Here is a 19,467-nt window from a genome sequence, read left to right on the forward strand (position 1 = left end):
TTAATAAAACCATCTAAAACCGTGCACTATTCTTTCTTTTTTTATAAATAAAAATGCCACCGTATAGGTGACATCTTGCTTAAAGCTGATGGTTACATTTTAACAAATTCGTTTTTAGCGAGTTCGTCTGGTTGGGTGCCATCTTCTACACCTACAATAATTCCAGTACCACGAATAAAGTAGCCACTATTATTCGGATATTGGACCAAGGTAACATTATGCTCAAGGTTACTTTCTAAAAAGGTAGTGCCGTATCCCCAAAACTTATTTAAGCCTTGCCATGGAGCATCCTTAATATAATTGTTTTGGGCATATTGAATGGTGTATTGACCAATTGGAAGAGATATATTGACAGTTTGCTTTTTGGGTACCTGAACAACGGCTCGTAACCTTTTAGTGGCCTTATCTCGAATGATAAACACAGTATCAACATTTTGAGATTCCATTGAAACAGGACCAAAATGTTGTGTGTTTTCCATACTGGAAACATTAATCACTTCTTTTTTAAATGGCATGGCTGCACTATTGGCTACCATTTTTTGATGTTCAGCATAGTCTTTTGCCATTTGTAGACCGTTTTCAGGTTCATTCGGTTGGCCTGGATTGGCTGACTCTACTGATTGAGCTTGTTTCGATATTGCCCGTGTAGCACTTTGAGCAAAGAGATCGACCAATCCGAAATGATTAGCCACAGATATAATTGCAACTGCTAGACCAAAACCAGCAAATTGCTTTGGAATTGCTATTGCCATAGCGCCCCCTGATTCCATTTATAAGATTTAAATAAAAAAAAGATGCCACCCACAGGGGATAGCATCCAAGATCTCAAAATTGCTTATAGTGCCAATTCAGGATCGCTATTCTTTTGTTTGCTTAATTCTGGATCTGCTTGTACTTCAATGTTGGTCATGAGCTTAGTCCAATATTCATCGTATTCAGCTTGTGACATCTCATTAATGACTTCATTCCATTTAACTAGGTTCTCATGTTGATCTGTACCCGGTTGGATGAAGTGCATTGCATTTCTGACATACTGCTGATGATCAGCAAAACGCAGTTCAGCAATATTTTCCTGAATATAGTCCAGGCCTTTCACCGTAAATTCGCGAATCTCCTTCATGATTGCATCTTTTTCTATACCATGCGGTTGAGTTACAGAAGATGAACCACCTTCAGGACATGGGTAAACAAGCCAATCATTACGCAAGTTCATTTCTGCTAAGGTCACTTGTAAGTACTGCTCACCACTACGGGCAAACATTTCATGTGCGGTCGTCCAATACGGCTTCTTAGCACTTGTTAAGCCCTCTAATACCATCGCATTTTTGTAGAAATCAGTTTTTAGCTGAGATTGATTAGTTGATGTTAAGCGATCGTTCGTCTGTAAGCTTAAAGAAATTAACTTTAAGTGTTCATCTGACAATGGTTTAGGGCTGTTTTCTTTGATGAAGTCGAGTGCACATATCGCAAACTGACTACGCAACATTTGTCGATAATCACGGAATACAACTGATCTAAAGACTGTACTGTTCGCTGCACCAAGTACTTGCGCTGCAAAGACACGATCATGATCAATTTCAGAACGAGATTGCGAGATATATTTGTTGAGCTCAGTCCGTGGGATTGGATACTCATTTTCAGACAAGAACTTATGCAAGCCTTGGGCAACGTGCATATAACGTCTATGTTGTATGGCGTCCTTTTGGAAAAGTTCAGGATCTTCATGACGATTAGCGAAGTTAATCAATGAAGATAGTTCAGTATGCAACTTGCCACGTTCCGCAATAAACGTATTAATTTTCTCTTTTATGCTGTCTCTATCTGGCGTAAACAAATCAACAATGTCAGGTTGATCTACCAATGTTTTATCCAAAATCGTTTTGATGCTGGTTTCATAAAACTTGACTTGATTCTCAAGATTCGTGCGAAGTACTTCTATCGAGTCATCCTTTTTCATTGGCAAGTAATACATCGCTTGATTTACTTTGGCTGCAGCTTGCAACAAATCTTGGTTAATGTTGGCATACTTCTCAGACTTAATGTTATTCAATTCTGCAAAACGAGTTAGATAAGGCTGTACGTTTTCCATCATCATTTTTGGTTGATTGCGTGTCATCGCACTAAAAATGAGATGGTCATAGGCATGGAAAAATTCATGACCAAACGAGCCAAAACCTGAATTCTTGGTTAAGTTAATCACACGGTTAGATGGCTCATAATGTGCCATCGCAGCGGAACGTCCACGCGAACCAAAAGCAACACCCAACATACCGTTAAAGCCAACAAATTTCGGATCTATATCAAGTGCCTTAGCAAGAGCGAAACAACCGTCATATGCGTTATTTAACGCGATTTGACGATCGCTCTGGTTCAAGTACTCGCCAAACTCTACGGCTTTAAATCCAAAGGTCGCTTGCAAGGTATGTGCTGTAACATCTTGGCCATTACGTGAAGCAATGTTTTCCGTCACAACCACATCACTGAGCTTGAATGCCTTACGCATAGTACGAGGCTTAGCATACTCTTTGAATAGGGCATCTAAGGTACTCGCCGTGTCATCTACAATGTGCGATACATTCTTTTCAGATAACGAGACTTCTTGAGTATCATCATTCTCTGCAGTTGCGTCTTTGGTTTTTTTAGCAGTTAACAGATCCATGACCTGTTCAGATAGACCAGCATCAGATCTGCTAAATAGCGTACTCGAATCTATAATGTTGCCACTTCTAAAAGTAACAGTCGCTTTTACTTTGTCTTGGAACGGTTTGGCATCAATCGCACTACGTATTTTTTTATAGATAGAGTAGGTGCCTTTAACTGGCGGTAACTCTTTCCTTAAATGATGAAGTGCTTCAGTGAGCGTTTTACGTGCTTCACTACTATCGGTTTTCGCCAATTCAGAACTAATAATCATGTCAGTGGCAGCATATTCAGCATAGCTTTCTACCAATGAAAATAATGACCGATCTAATGATTTAAACGCCGTGAACAGATCTTTGTCTTCATTCAAACGAACGTATAAATCACATGCATTAGGAATAAATTCACGAACTGTTTTTGCTTCCATTAATGCATCACGCATACTTAAAACAGCGTCATAGTATCCAGCACCTACTTTTTTAAACTGTTCTTCAGTGGCATTTTCAAGCGGATAACGTGGCTGATCATTCGTCATCTTACGTACAGCGTCAGTCAGCAAGTGAATGTAAATATCTCGACCAGCTTCTTTTGCTTGTAAAACCGATTCCTTTTTCCAAATTTTGTCACGCGTAATTAGGTTTTTGACTTGCAAAAGCGACATATCTTGAATCTGACTGAGCGATAAACGTGGACCATACAGATCCTTTTTCGCACCAGGCATTTTCATACCCGTATCTTCAATAAGTCCAACTTCAGAACGTGGCTCAGTGGCTTTCGGTTTGGTTGTTTTTGGCTCTTTTGGTGCTTCAGCTTCAGGCTTACCCTCAGACTCAAACAGTGATGTTTGTTCTGGAGCAACTGGCTCAGTCGGCTCTACAACTTCTACCGTTGTTTCCTGTACTTCTGGTTCAGTAGGCTTTTGAACTTCAGGCTCAGTTACGGTCGGTTCTTCAACCAATGGTTCTTGGGCAACTTCTACAACAGGTGCGCTTTGAACCATATGTTCAGGTTTATATACTTGATCGCGAGACTTAAATAATTCTGCTTTTTTGAATGATTTTGCAAAATCAGTAATTAAGAAGTTCTTAGAGTTCGGGTGCTTTGGCGTAGGAAGAATTTTATAGCCTTGATCAACAAATTGCTGATGTTCGGCATTATTCACAATGGCCAGTTTTAACGGAGCTTGATCATCGGCAACTTTAATCGCGAGATCGAACCGGTCTTTAGATTCAAGTAGCTTTTCACCAAAGGCAAAATCAATTTTATTGACCAATGTTGAAATATTAACAGCCACAATCTCATTAAGGCCTTTAACATCAATATTTTCAAAACTTGGTGATAATGGCACCTTGATTGTCTGCAGTATGTTTTCACGTAACCCAAGATCATTTAATACTTGGTCCACAAGATGCGCTTTTATCCCGTTTAACTGGAAGTCTTTAAACAATCCACCACGCTCGTTGAATTTAGCAAACTGCTCAACATTATCAAAAACCCGTAATTGATCATGCTGTAAAACTGGTGTGTCTTTATCAATGACAGAAATCACTAAATCAGCACCGTCATTGGCCACAATAATTTTGGAGCCGTTTTCAAACGCTTGATCCATTTCTTTTTGATTGATGTAGTCGGTAAAGACGTTCATCAAATCAACATTGGTCATCACATCATTGCTTTTCACAAAATCGATTAGATCTTGTTTCGCCGTTGGATCGATGTATTGATTATCGGCATCACGTAAAGTTAATGCCTTGTAATCGTCCAACTCAGGGTTAAACAATACCTTTTCTTTAAGGTGTAGGTTTTCGATCGACTGGAAGATCTGATAGCGTTTTTCTAATGAGTCGATCAAGTACTGCATTTGCTCTTGCGTACTTAAAACTGAATCATTGCTAAGCGTCAAAGCTTTAAACAGCGCCTTATCGTCTGCAGCTAAGTCATTCAGACTTGATTTAACGATTAAGCGATCGGTAGACGGAATCTGTTCACCGCTGAAATATAAGTTAATCGCACCGTGCTTTTGTTCATCAGCTGGTGAAACCGTGAGATAAATATTTATCTCAGGAAACTCAAACTCTTTAATGCGTTCAGGATTGGTGATAATGCTTAAAAGAGATCCCGTTTTTGTCTCGAGGGATTTATTTTTTAGTGCCGTCCATTCTTCAATAGAACGATTTTCAAATGACTGCAGTAGGGCAGAATTGATTAAATCACGGTTGAGGTTAAATCCATTCTTGAGTGAGTCTGGAGTCGATTGTAATGCTTCAAGCACAAGCCCATGTTTAAAGAGATTGCCAAAGTCATTTTCACTGTTAACATCGGTCTTTTCAAGTGGCAAGAAACTTGATGCATGCTCATAGACATTCTTAACTTCAATATCAAGCTTTAAGCCTTTTTCATATTTCGGTACCGCTTCCTTGGTCAAAATACGATTAAGAATTACATTCTTAAGGTCATCATAGGTCAGCTTGTTTTCGCTGATCGGATTAGAGCTCAGGATATGTTCAAACGAAGAAGCACCATTAATCATAATGGTTTTTTGCTTTTGTAATGAACTAACCTTTTGACCTAGATCCATCGGTAGTAAGCGAATGAAGTTCTGATCAGATGCTATCGTACTGCTATACACCGCCAAAGAACGTGCGCTAACTTCAGGCTCAACCATCAAAGCGTTACCTTCAGCTAGGTAGGTTTTTACCGCTTCTTCAGTCAACGTGACGACATTTTCAATTTTCGAGTCTTTTGGTGCCGTGACTTCATTGTAGGTCGGTGTTAGATAACCTAGTGCCGTCAAAATATGCTTGTGCTCATTATTAATAATGGCAATAACCGCCTCAGATTTAGACTCTTCACCCACGGCATTTTGATAAAAGTCTTGTAGATAGCGCTTATACGCCATACTTACCGCGACCTTTTTATTTAAGGCAAAAAGCTGTTCTTGTGTATTTGAGTTGAAGTGGTCTTTATGTATCACCTTAGGCAGATAGTTTTGAAAGCTGTCTACCACATAGATTTCATCTTTTTCGAGTGTTTCTTTTAAAGACAAAACTTCATTGGTCGCAGCAAAAACAATCGCGTTGGCCAGTGCATTACCAGGATTCGTGCGTACACGTAATTCTTCATTTATCGCATGATTGAGTTGCGACCTAATATCAGGTAATCGGTTAAGGATAGGGGAGTCAGGATTGTTGCCAATATTGCTACTCAGCTCAGAAAGCACATGAGCCACATCGATGCGCTTATTAAAACCCTTGTAGTTACCGTCCTGTTCTAACAGGTTATAGAATCGCTCTAAGCTTTCATCTGATAAATATTGTGATGCAATGCTATGGGCATCACCATCACCAAGCGCCGTAAATTGGCTATTAATACTATGCAGTTGTTGAAGAATACGAGGCATTTGCTGATGAAATGAAAAGTAGTTTTTACCTACATTTTCAGCACTGGTCGCAATCATGTCCTCAATACTGTTATCCAGCACTGATACAGCATTCGAGAACACCATATCGTTAAAATCTGGCATTGCAGATTCTTGAGATGGTGAATATCCCAAAATAGAATATTCAAACTTTTCGACTGCAGATAACTCTTGATCTTGTTCATCATAATAATGAACCACATCAAACTGGTTAACAGCTTCATTCCAAAGCCCGTTCGGTTCTTCACCTAGATCAACGTTGAAATGATAAATGTCAATGTCATTTGAGGTGTGAGTAGCTTCAAACTCGTTCGCTTCATCCAATAGACGTTGCATTTCATCTTGCAATTCATCATCGGTGACAACGCTTTGTAGGAAGTTATCAAGATCCGTGCCGTATTCTTCACGGTCTATCACTGAATCAAAAAAACTATCATAAAGATTGTTCAGACGCGTAGAAGCAATGTTTAACTGACTTAATGCCAATTCCATTTCATAAGCTTGATCGTCATAGGCTTGCTGATCCAAAACATACGCATTTTCAGTAGCAACAGCGACTTGAATCGCAACCGCTTTTTCAATACGCTCACTGATGGTATGTGTTGCTTTCGCTTCAACAATGGCTTGACGTTCTTCTTTGAGCTTTGCAATTTTTTGTAGGTATTCTTGCTTAATTTTTCGCATTAAAGCGAGTTTAGTCAAAGAGTCCTTAATGACTGGTTCTGGAATGTTCGGCTTAAACTTGGTGTGTCTAAAAAAGTGATCAATTCGATTGAACAAACGTTTTACTGGAACCTTAGGTTCAGGCGGTATGGTTTGCTTAATTTGATTGAGATCCAAGCTTTCTAAACTTGTACCGATGTCATCCAAACTTTCAGAAATTAATTCACGATCAAAACTGCTATCACCAATAGAGTAGGGATCAAATGTTCTTAAATTATTAATATTATTTTGAACGCTTTGAATCAGGTCCTTAATCTTATCGGCAAGGTCGAATTCTTCTACATCTAAAGTTTGGTTGTTGTATTCCCAAACTTTCCAATCATTGTCCACCAGCTGTAACGCAGTTGTTTCTATACCAAATGGTGCCAATGCTGACGGAATGCTGTTTTCTTCGTATGAATACAAACAGTCATTGATTTTCGTGACTAAGGTTTGAAGCTTGATCAATCCTTGGTGATTAACGGCATGATCATCCGATCTGAGCGCATTCACAATTGGATCAATGCTCGTATTCAGCCCCTTATTCAGCTCTCGAATATCAATAAATTGCTTCGGTAAGCTGTTATACGCTGGCCATGCTGGATGTGAAGATATTTTATAATTGGTCAGCTCAGGGATTTGCGTAATATCTTTTAGGGCAAGTACTTCACCGCCTGAATTAACCGAAATCACTAGCTGTTTGCTTAGTTCAATAGGCTCTATCGTATCTTCTATGAGTCCAGCATTTAGCGCTGCTTCTTTATCAACATAATAACGAGTCAGTGTTTTATCTGCTTGGTACCCGTAATTGTCTAAATCAGCCAACGGCAATGGATCTACTGACTGCAGTAATGTCGGTAGCTTATTCCAGCCTAAATCTGCTTTATTGAATTGTTTAACCGCACCCATAATGGTTGTATTTGGGGCAAACGGTTTTTGCTGTTTTGCTTGGTAAAGCACAACGGACTTTTGATTATTGAGTTCAAATAGGGATTGCCACTGGTTTTTTTCAGCACTACTCATTGGGTTTTGCAGATATATATCTGACATATCCATTTCAATGAGGTCATTTTTAGAGTCGTAAGGAAAAACAGATTTTATGTCAGCAAGAGAGAGACTATCTTGCGAACTCTTATACATAAAACTAAGGTCGTTATTTTGCTCATTGGTGATATAAACAAACTTTCCAGTCTGTTTTAAACCTGTTAAGAAGCTGTTTAAGGATGTGTTCAACTTTTTCTCTAAAAGCTCAACATCTTTAATCTTAATAATGGCTGCTTGGTTTCTTAAATCAGTTTTAGGGGTTACTACAAGTTGAGCGCCAAAGCTACTCAGATCCAACCATTTCTTTTTAGTTGACATATAAACTCCATGGCAATATGTATAAGCATCTTTTAATTAAAATATCAAAGCACCATCGGTTACTTTTGAACGGTATATACTAAAGATTATAAGAGAATTTATATAAAGAAACTATCTAAAAGGGTTTTAAACAAAAAAAAGGGATGGCTTAAAACCATCCCTTTTTTTAAGTTTTTTTCATTATCAGTCTGATAATGAAAAAATCAGGCTATTTACTTGCCATTGCTTGTGAAAGTGCAATCCTACGAATGTTACCCGTAGACTTAGAACGATCTGTCACTTCAATTGAGCCGTCAGATAATTTGCTTTCAGCAGAAACTAGCGCAGCCAATACCGCTTCTTTACGTTCATTTGACTTGTATTGTTGATATTGCAAGTTCAAGCGTTCAGTACCTTGAATTAAACCATCGACCATCAAACCACGTTCATCTTTAATCGCTTGTGATTTAGCAAAGTCTTTGTAATCTTGCCCTGAACCTAAATAACGAGCGACACTTTTTTCCAAGTGTTGCATCGGTGCAAGTTTGGTACTTGAATCATGACTATTGGTACCACCACCAGCAACAGGGGAGTATTGCGCTTGAATTGCTTTCAAAGAGGTAATTGCTGGAGAAGTTAAAGCATCTTTCGCCAGTTTAGCCATCACATAATCTTGACCAGCAGATGTTTTCGCAATTTTTCCGTCAATTGGGGCATCAGGTAGACCAACCATGTTGTTGATCAATGCATTTTGAGCACGAGCCATCGCCGTGTCTGGCGCTGCAGTCGTGAATAAAGTTGAAGCTTGTAAACTTAGACTAGCATTTTCACCAGCAGCACCACATAGTCCAGACGCAGCCTGAGAAGTGGTACAAAACTCATTATGAGCTTGTAACATAGCTTCTTGTGCTTTGTGAGGGTTCATGTAGACACCAGGCGCAGCAATCACTTCAGAGCCAACTTTATTTAAAATTGAACTATCAGCAGATTTATTGTCTTGTTGAGCTTGTTCACGATCGCTTAAAACTTCACACGCTTTAAATGCTTGGCCATGTGCACCAAACTCAAATTGAGCTTTTTTCATTTGCTCACTTTGTTTAACAGCTTGGTACGCCGTTACAAGACTTTGTGCGTTTTTATGTGCGTTATCTGAAATACCTTGAGCAGATACAGCCTCTTGTTTCGTCAGGATCTTAATCGCTGTCGTCACATCATCTTGTTGCTTTTTAATGCCCAAAGATAAGTTTGAGTCCAACGCACGTAACGCAGCGCTTTCCACCGCATCAGCCTGTTGAAGAAGCATATTCAAGGTATTTACTGCCATTGGGTTGCCCACGGAAGCACAGTAATAAGCAGATGCAGAACCACTAATGAGGGCGAGGGTTAAACCGAGTGCACTAATTTTTGAACGAGAGCCGTGCGCTTGTGGCGCTTTCATAACTTTACGTGATGTTCTTTTCGGAGTACGCATTATTTAGTCTCCTTAAAATTGAGGCATAGTTTGTGAAAGCTTAACTTTCACTGACTGGCCGTATTTCGTTTTCACATCATCTTTTATCGGCTGAGATTTCGCTAAAAGTAATGCAGACAATAAACCTTCTTCACGCAAACTTTGCTTGTAAGTTTGAAGATCTAAATAAACAGAAACGCCGTTAATGATATTGGCTTCTTTAAGTAGACCGCGTGGATCTTGCATCGCCATCGCCATTTGCCATTTTTTAGCTTCAGGACCGCCGTAGTAACGTGCGATTGTTTGGTCGATCAAATCGTTGGCAGACACCATTTTGCCGTCAATATCTTTGAATGATTTTGTATTTTGCGCGTCAATAACCGCCAAGCTATACGCTGGCATAGCAAGTAAAGCTGTTTTTTGGTTGGTCGCTTGCAAATAATCTCGACCAGCTGGAGTACGTGCCGTTGCAGTAGACAATGATTTATCTGGTGTACCTAAAATGTTTTCACGCACGTAATGTCTTGCTAGAGCTTCTTTTGAGCCAGGTGCAACAGACTTAAACAGTAGGGAAGCATTGGTATCGCCACCCGGTAATTTAGACAACGTACATTGACCAGCTTGTGCTTCAGCAACCGTACAGAATTCAGCTTTATGCACGTTTAGGCGTTGATTAATCACTTCCTGTTGAGAGCCAACTAATTTACCGCCGACTTGAGAAGTTTGAGTCGCCATATCAGCTGCTTGATCAATCACTTGACCAGATGCACTCGACATATTTGTATTTTCAGCCAAAACCTCACAAGACTTAAAGCCTTGACCAGTATTGGCACCATAAGCAAATTGTGCTTTTTTCATGGTATCTGACTGTAAAAGCGCTTGAATACCAGAGGCAATAGTTTGGGTGTTTTTAGTTGTCGCATCGGTAATTTGGTTAGCAGCTTGCGCCTTTTGCTTCACCGCAACTTTAAGCGCTGCAACGATGTTTTCAGTCGAATCATCTAACTTTCTACGGGTACTTTGAGATACTTTTTGAATATCATTTGCTTGGTTGCTTGCATGCTTAGGAATCTGAGAAGACATTTCGCTCATAATCGTACCCAAACCAACCGTAGCCCATTCAGCAAAAACAGGACTACTAATCACCAAAGTTGCACCTAAAATGACAGGTACAAACTTTGATTTTCCTTTAGGCTGTCTTAAAGTATTTTTACGCTTTCTCATAGTCATTACTCAAAGAATTTGGCTGAAGCATTGGAGTTTGGTGTAGTGCGTTGCATCACATTATTAGCCACCGAATAGTTAGCCAGTGATGAAAGAGTACTTCCAGCCATGTATTTATTTTGAAAATCAACGCAAGTTGATGAAGAGCATTCCATCAATCCGACTGGAACAACGTTGTTAGATGCAATTGACGAGTAGTTCAATGCAACAGTCGCTTGCTGTTCAGAAAGTCGAGAACGAGAAAAAACAAAAGCAGTATCAATGTCGCCATACTGCAGACCATTTGGAATCAAATTACAGACACCCATTTTTGCTTCTTCTACGCCACACGAGGTCGCCAAGTGAAACGCATATGGTGAGGTTGCTTCATCTGTTGAATTTGAGAAAAGTTTCCCTGAAACGTCTTGCATGTATTTAAAAACGTTAAAGTCTTTTAAGTTTCTATTGAGATCGGTTTGTTCACGTTCTTCAAGAGCCGTACAAAAAGCTGAATCAGGGAGGGCAGCATTCGTACCAGAATTTAAAATCGCTTTTTTGATCTCAATATTTTTATCGACACTTTGAATACCAGCAACGATCATTTCTGAATCACGCGTTTGGTTATCAACAATTTGATTTGCACTGACCGCTGTTTGTTGAGTAGATACACGCACAGCAGAACGTACCATCAATTGCTGAGCTTGTATTGCAAGCTCAGAAAGGATAGTGCCAAGACTAAAAGCATTGGTAAAAAGTGGTACGGATAATAGACCAACCGTTAAAGTACCCACCGCAATTGCTTTAACAGGTGAAAACTGATTAACAGTAATTCTTCTTTTACGCAGATTATTTCTATTTTTCATACCACCCCCAACTTAAGAGAAAAAGTCTTTAATTGATTGGGTGACAGAAGTAGATTCTGAACTTGAAGTTTTTGCGTTAGACGGTGTGCTAGTACTGGCTTTTTGATCAGTTGAATAAGAAACTGTACCAGTCGAGCTACTACCATTGATTGTATAAGTATCTCCACCCTCAAAAGCACCGCTAGGCATAACTAGACCAGGATCAAGTTTACCAAGTTGACCATTCACAGCAGTACCAAGCGCACCCGATACATCAGTGTATTGACCCGCTTTGTTGATTTCACCTATAACATCATTCAATGGGCCAACAAGTTCAGTACTTGCAGTTTTCATTGCGTCACACGCTTTTTTAGTCGCGTAATCGACAACCATTTGTTGCGCTGCATTGATGATTGTATCAAGTGATGGAATAGTCACAGAAAGGTCAATGATTTTACCGATGTCAGCAAAACAGCCACCTTGACTAGCTGGACTGAACATTTTGTTAATATCGATTGGACGACCCCAAACCGTCATTTGTAGATCTAAGTTGTCTTTAACGACTTTACCGATCCCATCAGTTGCACATGATTCAATATTGGTTTGAATGTTTTGAGCAGCTGCTTGTTCACCTTTTTTAACCGCCATGAAGTTGTTTTCAGCAGCAGTAGAGTTGAATGACGAATTAGAACTGGTAGACGAATAATATCCGCTATTTGAATTCGACAAAGGCGTATCACCACCAGAGCTACTTGCAATGGTCGATGATGTTGCGATGTTTAAGTTACCCATGTTTTGAGTATTACTGGTAACAGAAGCAACGGAACTTTGTTGAACTGCAATAGCACTTGAACACCCAATAACGGTAGCAACAAAAATGCTTAAAGCACTTTTAGTTTTAAAAGCTGGCTTAACATTTTGTAGATTAGGGTTAGTCCTTAAAACATTGCCCCGAATTTGTTGTAGCCTTTTAGCTTTCTTGTGATTGTTACGCATATCTAGCCCTTTAAAAGAGTTATGATTAATGTTTTTTAGAAGCAAGTTCGCAAAGCACTACAACATCTTTTACTACAGCTTCACTACTTAAATATAAGGTAGCTATAAGGTGTTTTAACTCATATATCCTTTTAGCGAACTTATATATAGAATCATAATACCATTCTTCACCATATTGTAGTATATACTTCTCATTGGTTAAACATAGTTTTATGAATTCTTTTAAAATAGGACGCTTAAAAATAATAGCTGTCGTAATATATATAAACTGAGTACTAACCAAACACATTAAAGTATTAATTAGCTCTATTTCCTCTTTTAAGCATTCCTGTAAAACCAATGGCTTTAGGGTTTTAGAAAAACCTTCCTCAGTCACAATATCTTTTAAAAAACCTGAATCCGAGTACTTATTTTTCAGAAAATTACTTAATTCATGCACGTTCTTTAAGTAAATATTGATCTGATCTTTAGACGCAGTTTTGAAATGTTCCTCTACACGTTTTGGATCGTTTAACGTGATGTCGAGCATTTCAGATTCATTATTTTTTTGATTTAAAAGCACAAAAGCGGTGAAGCTGGTAACTTTGCGTGTTTCGCCAAGATAGCCACTACTGCAAGCATTCAAAAAAACAAGGCAATGCTGTTCAGTAAGATACAAGCCGTATTCTTTTGGTGTACCTGATTCAAAGAAATTGAGTGAACGCTTATCAAAATGAAAAGTGTTCTCTAAGGTCTGACAAAAGTAGTTAATAGAGTGTACAAAAGCTTCTGGTACAAAGGTTGTAGGCTCTTGAGACAATGCTATGTTTTGGCTTTCTATGCTCATTCCCACGATTTAGTCCTCTTTGAGAGGTAGGGCGTAATAGCCCATTTGACTTAAAACACGTAAAGGAATATCAAAGTTAAGACTTTGCGTTAGACCAGATTTAGGGTTAAAGGTTTTAGCTGAAGCTATAAACAAAGTTTGCTCATTAATAAACACTTGAATGCTATTCGTGACCTTTTGTTCATCAAGTATGACGCCACATACAATATCTAATTTCACATCAAACGTATAAGCATCCATTTGAACGTCTATTGATTCCCAATCGATCGTCATGAACAAATTTTGGTTTTCAAATTCCAAATTACCTTCTTCAAGAACTTTATTGATTAATCCCTTTTCTAATAATTCCAAGTAAAACGCATGTAAAGGCGTTGCATCTGCAAAACCATGAGGATTAAACGGCGTTCTTGTCGGTTCAGTGATTTTAGTTTGAATCATGTTTAACTCCATTAAAGGGTATTTAGATTCTATCTTAAAACACCCTAAATGTTTTTATTTAAAATTAATTAAAACCCATTGCTATAAGTTGAAGCGCTTTCTTTAGTTTTAACGTTTTCAAGATTGCTTTGCGTAATAGTATCTTTGTAATGCTGACTAAACGCATTTTTACCCGTTTCGTTTATGTTCTTAAGCTCATTTTTAATGACCTTAAGATAGTCTTGATATTTCGGTGACTGTTCTACATAAACTTCGGTCGCTGCAATTGAGAACATGTTCTTATCATTGGTTGCGATCGGAAATAGGGCAGTATAGGAAGCATCTTGCTTGAGCTGGTCCACAGTTGTTTGTTGCTCAATGATCTTCGCCTGATAGTCCAACAATGTTTTATTGATGTTTTCATGACTATGGATAACGAAATTCAACTGTCTGTCATTCGGACGTTCAAGGGTAAACGGCTGATCGATACCAGAAAGCTTATTACAGATCTCCATATTGTATCGGTAGGCTTCAAACGAGTCTGAAAAGTGATTAAAGTCTTTTCGGAGAGCATTATTGTTTTCTAAGTCTTGCTGAAAGTCTTGAAAGCATTGCAATACATATTCATCTTCATTTTTTTCAACGAATAATTGAGCGATGTTGGAGCACTGGTGCCGTTCGCAGAGATCCGCAAGCTTTTGAATGCTTTTAACCTCATTTTTCTTTTCTAAGATATTGCGTAAATGTAGCTGAGTTGCCCGATACTCTTGCATCAACATATTGTGATGCTCGACAAATAGCTCATAATCGCTTTTAAGGTACGGACTGGCACCTTCAATCTCACGCTCTACCTTTTCATGCTTAGAGTTGATTTGAACACGCTCACGCGTGGTATTCACTGTATTTTGACCAAAACCACCTAAGATTTTATCAAAAGTAATCATCGCATCGATGTCGCCAGATACGTTTTTATAGAGATCCATGATTAACGCCCCAATGTTTGATCATTGTCATGATCGTTTCTACGTGCGACTTCTAAATCTATATGCTTATCAAGGTCACTCAAAAATTGAGATGTCGTATTTTTCTCAAGCTTTACTTGGTCTAAGTAGTTTTTAGTATTGAGATTCAAACCATCTTGGAGCGCTTCTAAGCGTAGGCCAGTTTTATCAAAATCAGCCTCAAGGATCTGATTCACTTCTTTGATTTTGTCCATGTCTTGCTGTTCTAGACGGTGTAACTTCACATCTTCATGAATCGCAGCGATATAGTGATCGGTTAAGATCTCTTGCTTTAAGTGCTGAAGCGCAATTTCCACGTTTCCTGTTTCAGCAATCACGGCGTTGAAGCTGTCAAAGATTTGACCTGTTTCAGCCGAGTTTCTAAATTCAACAATACGAGGCTCAACACTATTAAGGTTTACAAACTTGGCATCACCATACGCAGTAGGTAGTACTAGATGATCATCCATACATTCAAAAAGTTGCTTATATTCAGCATTCATAAGATTTGATGCTGCTTGAAGCTTTAAATCTTGTTGTAACGTGTCTAGGCGTTGGTTGAGATGTAGAAAGCTTTGAACATACATCTCGTTTTGAGAGTTTTCAGGCGCAACAACGGTTGAGGCCATACCTTTAACAACATTTTTCAGTTGCGTATTTTGAATCTGATCAGCAATTTGATTAAGCGCGTTAATGTGATCGGCTTTCACAAGGTTATTGTTTTTCAGTTGTTCAATAAATTGATTTTGTTCAATCACTTTTTCACTTTCCTTTTCGCTGAATAACGAATCTTTAATTTGTTGTTTCACCTGGTCCAAGTTAGAGAAGAGGTGAAGTACTTCTTGTTCATTGCTGTTATTGACTGCATTTAGCAATGTAACAAACACATCATGGCTGATTAGTTGTTGCTGATTATTTTCCGCATTCTGAAATTCAGCAATTTGGCTACGGCTAATGACTTCAACACCAACATCATTGATATAGCTTGCACCAATCGGGGAGAGTTGATTATCTGGAGCTTTTACGGCGTAGTACTCGCCTGATTTGCCATCATCTTTGGCGCATAGACCAATATATGTATTGCCATCTTGCGTAATGATTTTTGAACCGATGCTATTGAGTGCTGCAGAGGGTTGTAACGTACTCAAGGTTTGAATCAATTCTTTTTCGCGATTTTGATGAATTGCATTACTTACTGCTTGGTAAACTTCAGGATCTAAATAAGTCACCTGATTGGCAGATTCTTCATTGAGCGCCGTGACAGTATTCCACTCTAAAATATCTTTACGCGGTATCGTTGTAATACCGGCATTAATAATATCTTCCGTGGTAATTTGACGATCAAGGTTGGTAATGGCCACGGCGTTGTATTCGGGTGCAATTGATTTATGACCTTCCGAATCTGAAGTCAGTACCACGAATTGACCGTAATCCGTTTTCACCATAGCACCTACAACACTGAGCTTGCCTTCCAAAATCATTTTTGAAAGTTCAAGTTCACGTTCGGCAGATCTGGCGTAAGTATTAGTCTGTTCTGCAGTATTGTTGATGGTATCGGCTTTGAGCTTGTCTAAGTATTCGCTTGAAAATTTACCAAGCGCATTTAACTCGTCTATCGGCTCGACAGACTCCAGCTCATACAGTGGAACGGTAGAGGATTCATTCACGATGTCTTTAAGATAAAGCACATCTTTTTCAGTGATATTTTCGAGATCTTCAATCACCGAAAGAGGCACAACGATCGCACGTTTATCCAGATTATCGGAAGCTATATCCAAAACAACCATATTGGTTTGGGTTGTTTCATCTTCATAAACCATACCGACAAACTGTTCAATTTCAGCATTAGAAACATTGTTGTGACGGTCTTTAAAGAATGCTTCTAAGTCAGAATCATGATCAACATAAATACTGTCATAAGGGTTCATTGGTTTACCGTCATTGTTTTGGTCTTGGCTTTGCGGTGCTGATTGAGTTGCCGACTGTTCTGCAGTATTGCCTTTAAACTTACCCAAAAGGTTTGAAAGTTTAGATTTGGCTTTCTTTACTTGATCCGAAATCATTTGACCTGATTGATAGGCACGTTGAATAAACTGATCTTTGTATGAAGCTTTGGCTTCTTCAGTCATTTGTTCTGGATCTTGCCCTAATGGATATTCGGCACCAAGGAACATACGTGCTTGTTCTAAATACTGAGAACAAATGGGTTCAAAAAAGCGACCTTCAAACTCATGGATCTTTTCAGACTTAATGCCTTCGTGCAGTTCTTCAATTGAGAGAAACGTTACTTTGTCTTCAATCGTTTCTAAATAGAACGGCGTAATCGGGGTAGGTGCATCGCTACCTTCCACTTGAGGCGGTAAATCTGCTTCTTTAACCAGTTTGATAAATGGGGTAGAGGATTCAACACCTTCGACAGAATTCTTACCGACTACATCAATCACGATGTATTGTTCACCGTCAATGGCATAGACTTTAGCGACATTTAGATCGAATTCTTCTAAGGTAACGCCGTCACGGTCTTTATTCAGTTGAGTGGTATATGGATCGTTTAAAAGAGGCAACATTTGCTCTTTTGAGATCGGTTTTAAAATATCGGCATTCTTACCAGGTTCAGTCAATTTTGATTTATCGGCTGTATTGGCAAGCTGTTCGGGTTGTTGTGCGTCTGGATGGTTACTTTTAACGGTAACATCAGGATTGATTGGTTTATCCCAAATATTTTTCAGGTTATCAAGGCTTTTGTTCTTGTTGAACATGGCCATAATCGCTGCAATGATCAACTTGATTGTTTTCTTAACCAGTTCAATCATGACTGCAATCATTTTTGCACTGAGCGCAGCGAGTTCATCAGCGACCGTGCGTGGATGGCCGTGGCTATTTTCACGCGCTAAAGGAGGACGTTCGTTACCTTCCTCATTTCGCATATCCTTAAAGCTTTTAGAGGCAACGCTACTTGCAGCCAAACTTGCTTTGTCTTGTGGACCACCAGCAATGTTTAATGTGCTCTTTGGTGTACCTTTTGGTGCATTCGGATCAGCTGATTCAACATCTTCCTTTACTGTCTCTTTAGTCTTCTGATTTTCTTTATGTTCTTTCAAAAGTAGAGCAGCTTGCAACTGGTCGCTATGTTCACGGGTTTCTAATAACTGAATTACTTCCTTGGTTAACGTGTCCGTATTGAATTCAAGATAGTGAATCTCAAGTTGTTCAAGTCGAGCAGCTGTATGGTCGCTATTCACACGCCATTGATCCATGACGATAGTTTTTGGCACTAAGCCAAGTTCTTCAGCTTCAATCCCACGAATTAAGCAAAAGTCACGCACTTGGCGCATCAATGCGTTAATTTGGTTTTTATCGGTTAATTCACCTGAAAAATAGGTATTCGGTGCACCCGTAACTTCGTTGTAGATCTGCTGCTTTGCTTCACGCACGACTTGGTTTTGGTTAATCAAGCCTTCAATCGCGAATTGACGATTACTCAGGAAGTTGAGGGCATTTTCTTTAGTTGCACCCTTCAGGCTTAAACCATAGTAGGGCTGAGTGACAAAAGATTTTGTCTCAAAGTTAAAGAGGGTTTTTTCAGCCACTTGAACGGCTTCAAATGGATTCTCTTCTTTGGAAAGGAGGAAATCAGGATCATTGTCTGATAGGAATAATTTAGAGTCTGCAGTTGTATATACACGGTCTTCAACTGGCAATGAACTGTTATTTTCAGCAATATTGCCTAATCCTTGGTCCAGTGCGTTTTTAGTCTGGATTTTATTCAGATCCGCAATAAACTTAAGATCATCATCATTCTGCAGATCAAGCCCGATGTCTGCAAAGAATTCTAATTGACTGGCTGGATCTCTTTGCTCAAGTGCATCAAATACTTTACCAATCAGAACAGGATCAAGTTCAGCTAAATCATTGACAGTGACAGCGGAAAGATCAAACGTGTTTTCAGGAATGATGGACTGTTCATTCTCGTAGATCGGGTAGCTACTACGCTCATAATCACCTTCGTCAAAAAACATCGGTTCATCATCGTTCAACCGAGTATCTTCAAGAGGGGGAGCGTAATCATAATCTGGGTGCCCAGGAGGTACAGAGTTACCGCCCATAGGCTGATCATATTGATACCCATCATCTTGCATGACTGGCGGTTCTTCCATTAATGGAGGTTCAGATAGGGGATCTTTGGGATGTGGTTCAGACTGGTATTGTTGCGATTGATCTTGTGCAACATTGTTTTGTTGTGGCGTAGGCTGGATGGATTGAAATTCCACGCCGTCCAAACTTAAATCATCCCACTGTTCCAGGCCCTCATTGAAAGTTAATGATTGGCCGTCTTGCAGTTGATCAAGTGTTTGCTCGTCAAAATTATCTTGTTTAGGGCTTTGGTCCATATTTGATCCTTATGACAGGTGGCCTTTCTGATTTTAAGAGTCCTTTTTAGAATCTGTATCAACATTCCAAATAAAGTCTTCTTTAAAGTCAGAATTAAAACCAGTTGTGATGTCTAATTCACTGTCAAAATCCACTAAATCTGAGTTATTAGAAGATTCCTCTAAGGGATTAGAGTTGCACATAAAATACCTGTATTTGTTTTTTAAAACGTCAATGTGATCGTCACAGATATGATACAT

General features: G+C 39.1%; 10 protein-coding genes. All 10 read right to left on the reverse strand.

Annotation, left to right across the window (positions count from 1 at the left end):
- Positions 1-92: 92 nt before the first annotated feature.
- The 10 genes from ACFN7Z_RS17940 to ACFN7Z_RS17985 all read right to left on the reverse strand — a co-directional run bounded on the left by ACFN7Z_RS17940 (position 93) and on the right by ACFN7Z_RS17985 (position 19,227).
- A complete protein-coding gene (locus ACFN7Z_RS17940; RefSeq protein ID WP_005028677.1) occupies positions 93-752 on the reverse strand; it encodes a hypothetical protein in 660 nt (219 codons plus the stop codon).
- A gap of 83 nt (positions 753-835) precedes the next feature.
- Positions 836-8,122 carry an LPD1 domain-containing protein gene (locus ACFN7Z_RS17945; protein WP_395442705.1) on the reverse strand — a complete coding sequence of 2,429 codons (7,287 nt, stop codon included), beginning with the start codon at positions 8,120-8,122 and terminating at the stop codon, positions 836-838.
- A gap of 208 nt (positions 8,123-8,330) precedes the next feature.
- Complete coding sequence (locus tag ACFN7Z_RS17950; RefSeq protein WP_005005799.1) at positions 8,331-9,572, reverse strand: hypothetical protein; 1,242 nt, start codon at positions 9,570-9,572, stop codon at positions 8,331-8,333.
- A 12-nt stretch (positions 9,573-9,584) separates the two neighbouring features.
- A complete protein-coding gene (locus ACFN7Z_RS17955; protein WP_005005798.1) occupies positions 9,585-10,775 on the reverse strand; it encodes a hypothetical protein in 1,191 nt (396 codons plus the stop codon).
- Between the two features lie 5 nt (positions 10,776-10,780).
- Positions 10,781-11,617, reverse strand: a complete 837-nt coding sequence (locus ACFN7Z_RS17960) for a hypothetical protein (RefSeq protein ID WP_005005796.1) — start codon at positions 11,615-11,617, stop codon at positions 10,781-10,783.
- A 12-nt stretch (positions 11,618-11,629) separates the two neighbouring features.
- The gene (locus ACFN7Z_RS17965) at positions 11,630-12,592 is read right to left on the reverse strand and encodes a hypothetical protein (RefSeq protein ID WP_044431651.1); all 963 of its coding nucleotides are present in this window, start codon (positions 12,590-12,592) and stop codon (positions 11,630-11,632) included.
- A 25-nt stretch (positions 12,593-12,617) separates the two neighbouring features.
- A complete protein-coding gene (locus tag ACFN7Z_RS17970) occupies positions 12,618-13,418 on the reverse strand; it encodes a hypothetical protein (RefSeq protein WP_223213875.1) in 801 nt (266 codons plus the stop codon).
- A gap of 9 nt (positions 13,419-13,427) precedes the next feature.
- Positions 13,428-13,856, reverse strand: coding sequence for a hypothetical protein (locus ACFN7Z_RS17975; protein ID WP_044431645.1), 429 nt, complete (start codon positions 13,854-13,856; stop codon positions 13,428-13,430).
- A 68-nt stretch (positions 13,857-13,924) separates the two neighbouring features.
- Positions 13,925-14,818 carry a hypothetical protein gene (locus tag ACFN7Z_RS17980; RefSeq protein WP_096911066.1) on the reverse strand — a complete coding sequence of 298 codons (894 nt, stop codon included), beginning with the start codon at positions 14,816-14,818 and terminating at the stop codon, positions 13,925-13,927.
- A gap of 2 nt (positions 14,819-14,820) precedes the next feature.
- Positions 14,821-19,227: a hypothetical protein gene (locus ACFN7Z_RS17985; RefSeq protein ID WP_058952559.1), complete on the reverse strand. Its 4,407-nt coding sequence runs from the start codon at positions 19,225-19,227 to the stop codon at positions 14,821-14,823.
- Between the last annotated feature and the right edge of the window lie 240 nt (positions 19,228-19,467).

Source organism: Acinetobacter sp. P1332, from assembly GCF_044057475.1.
GTDB lineage: Bacteria > Pseudomonadota > Gammaproteobacteria > Pseudomonadales > Moraxellaceae > Acinetobacter > Acinetobacter johnsonii.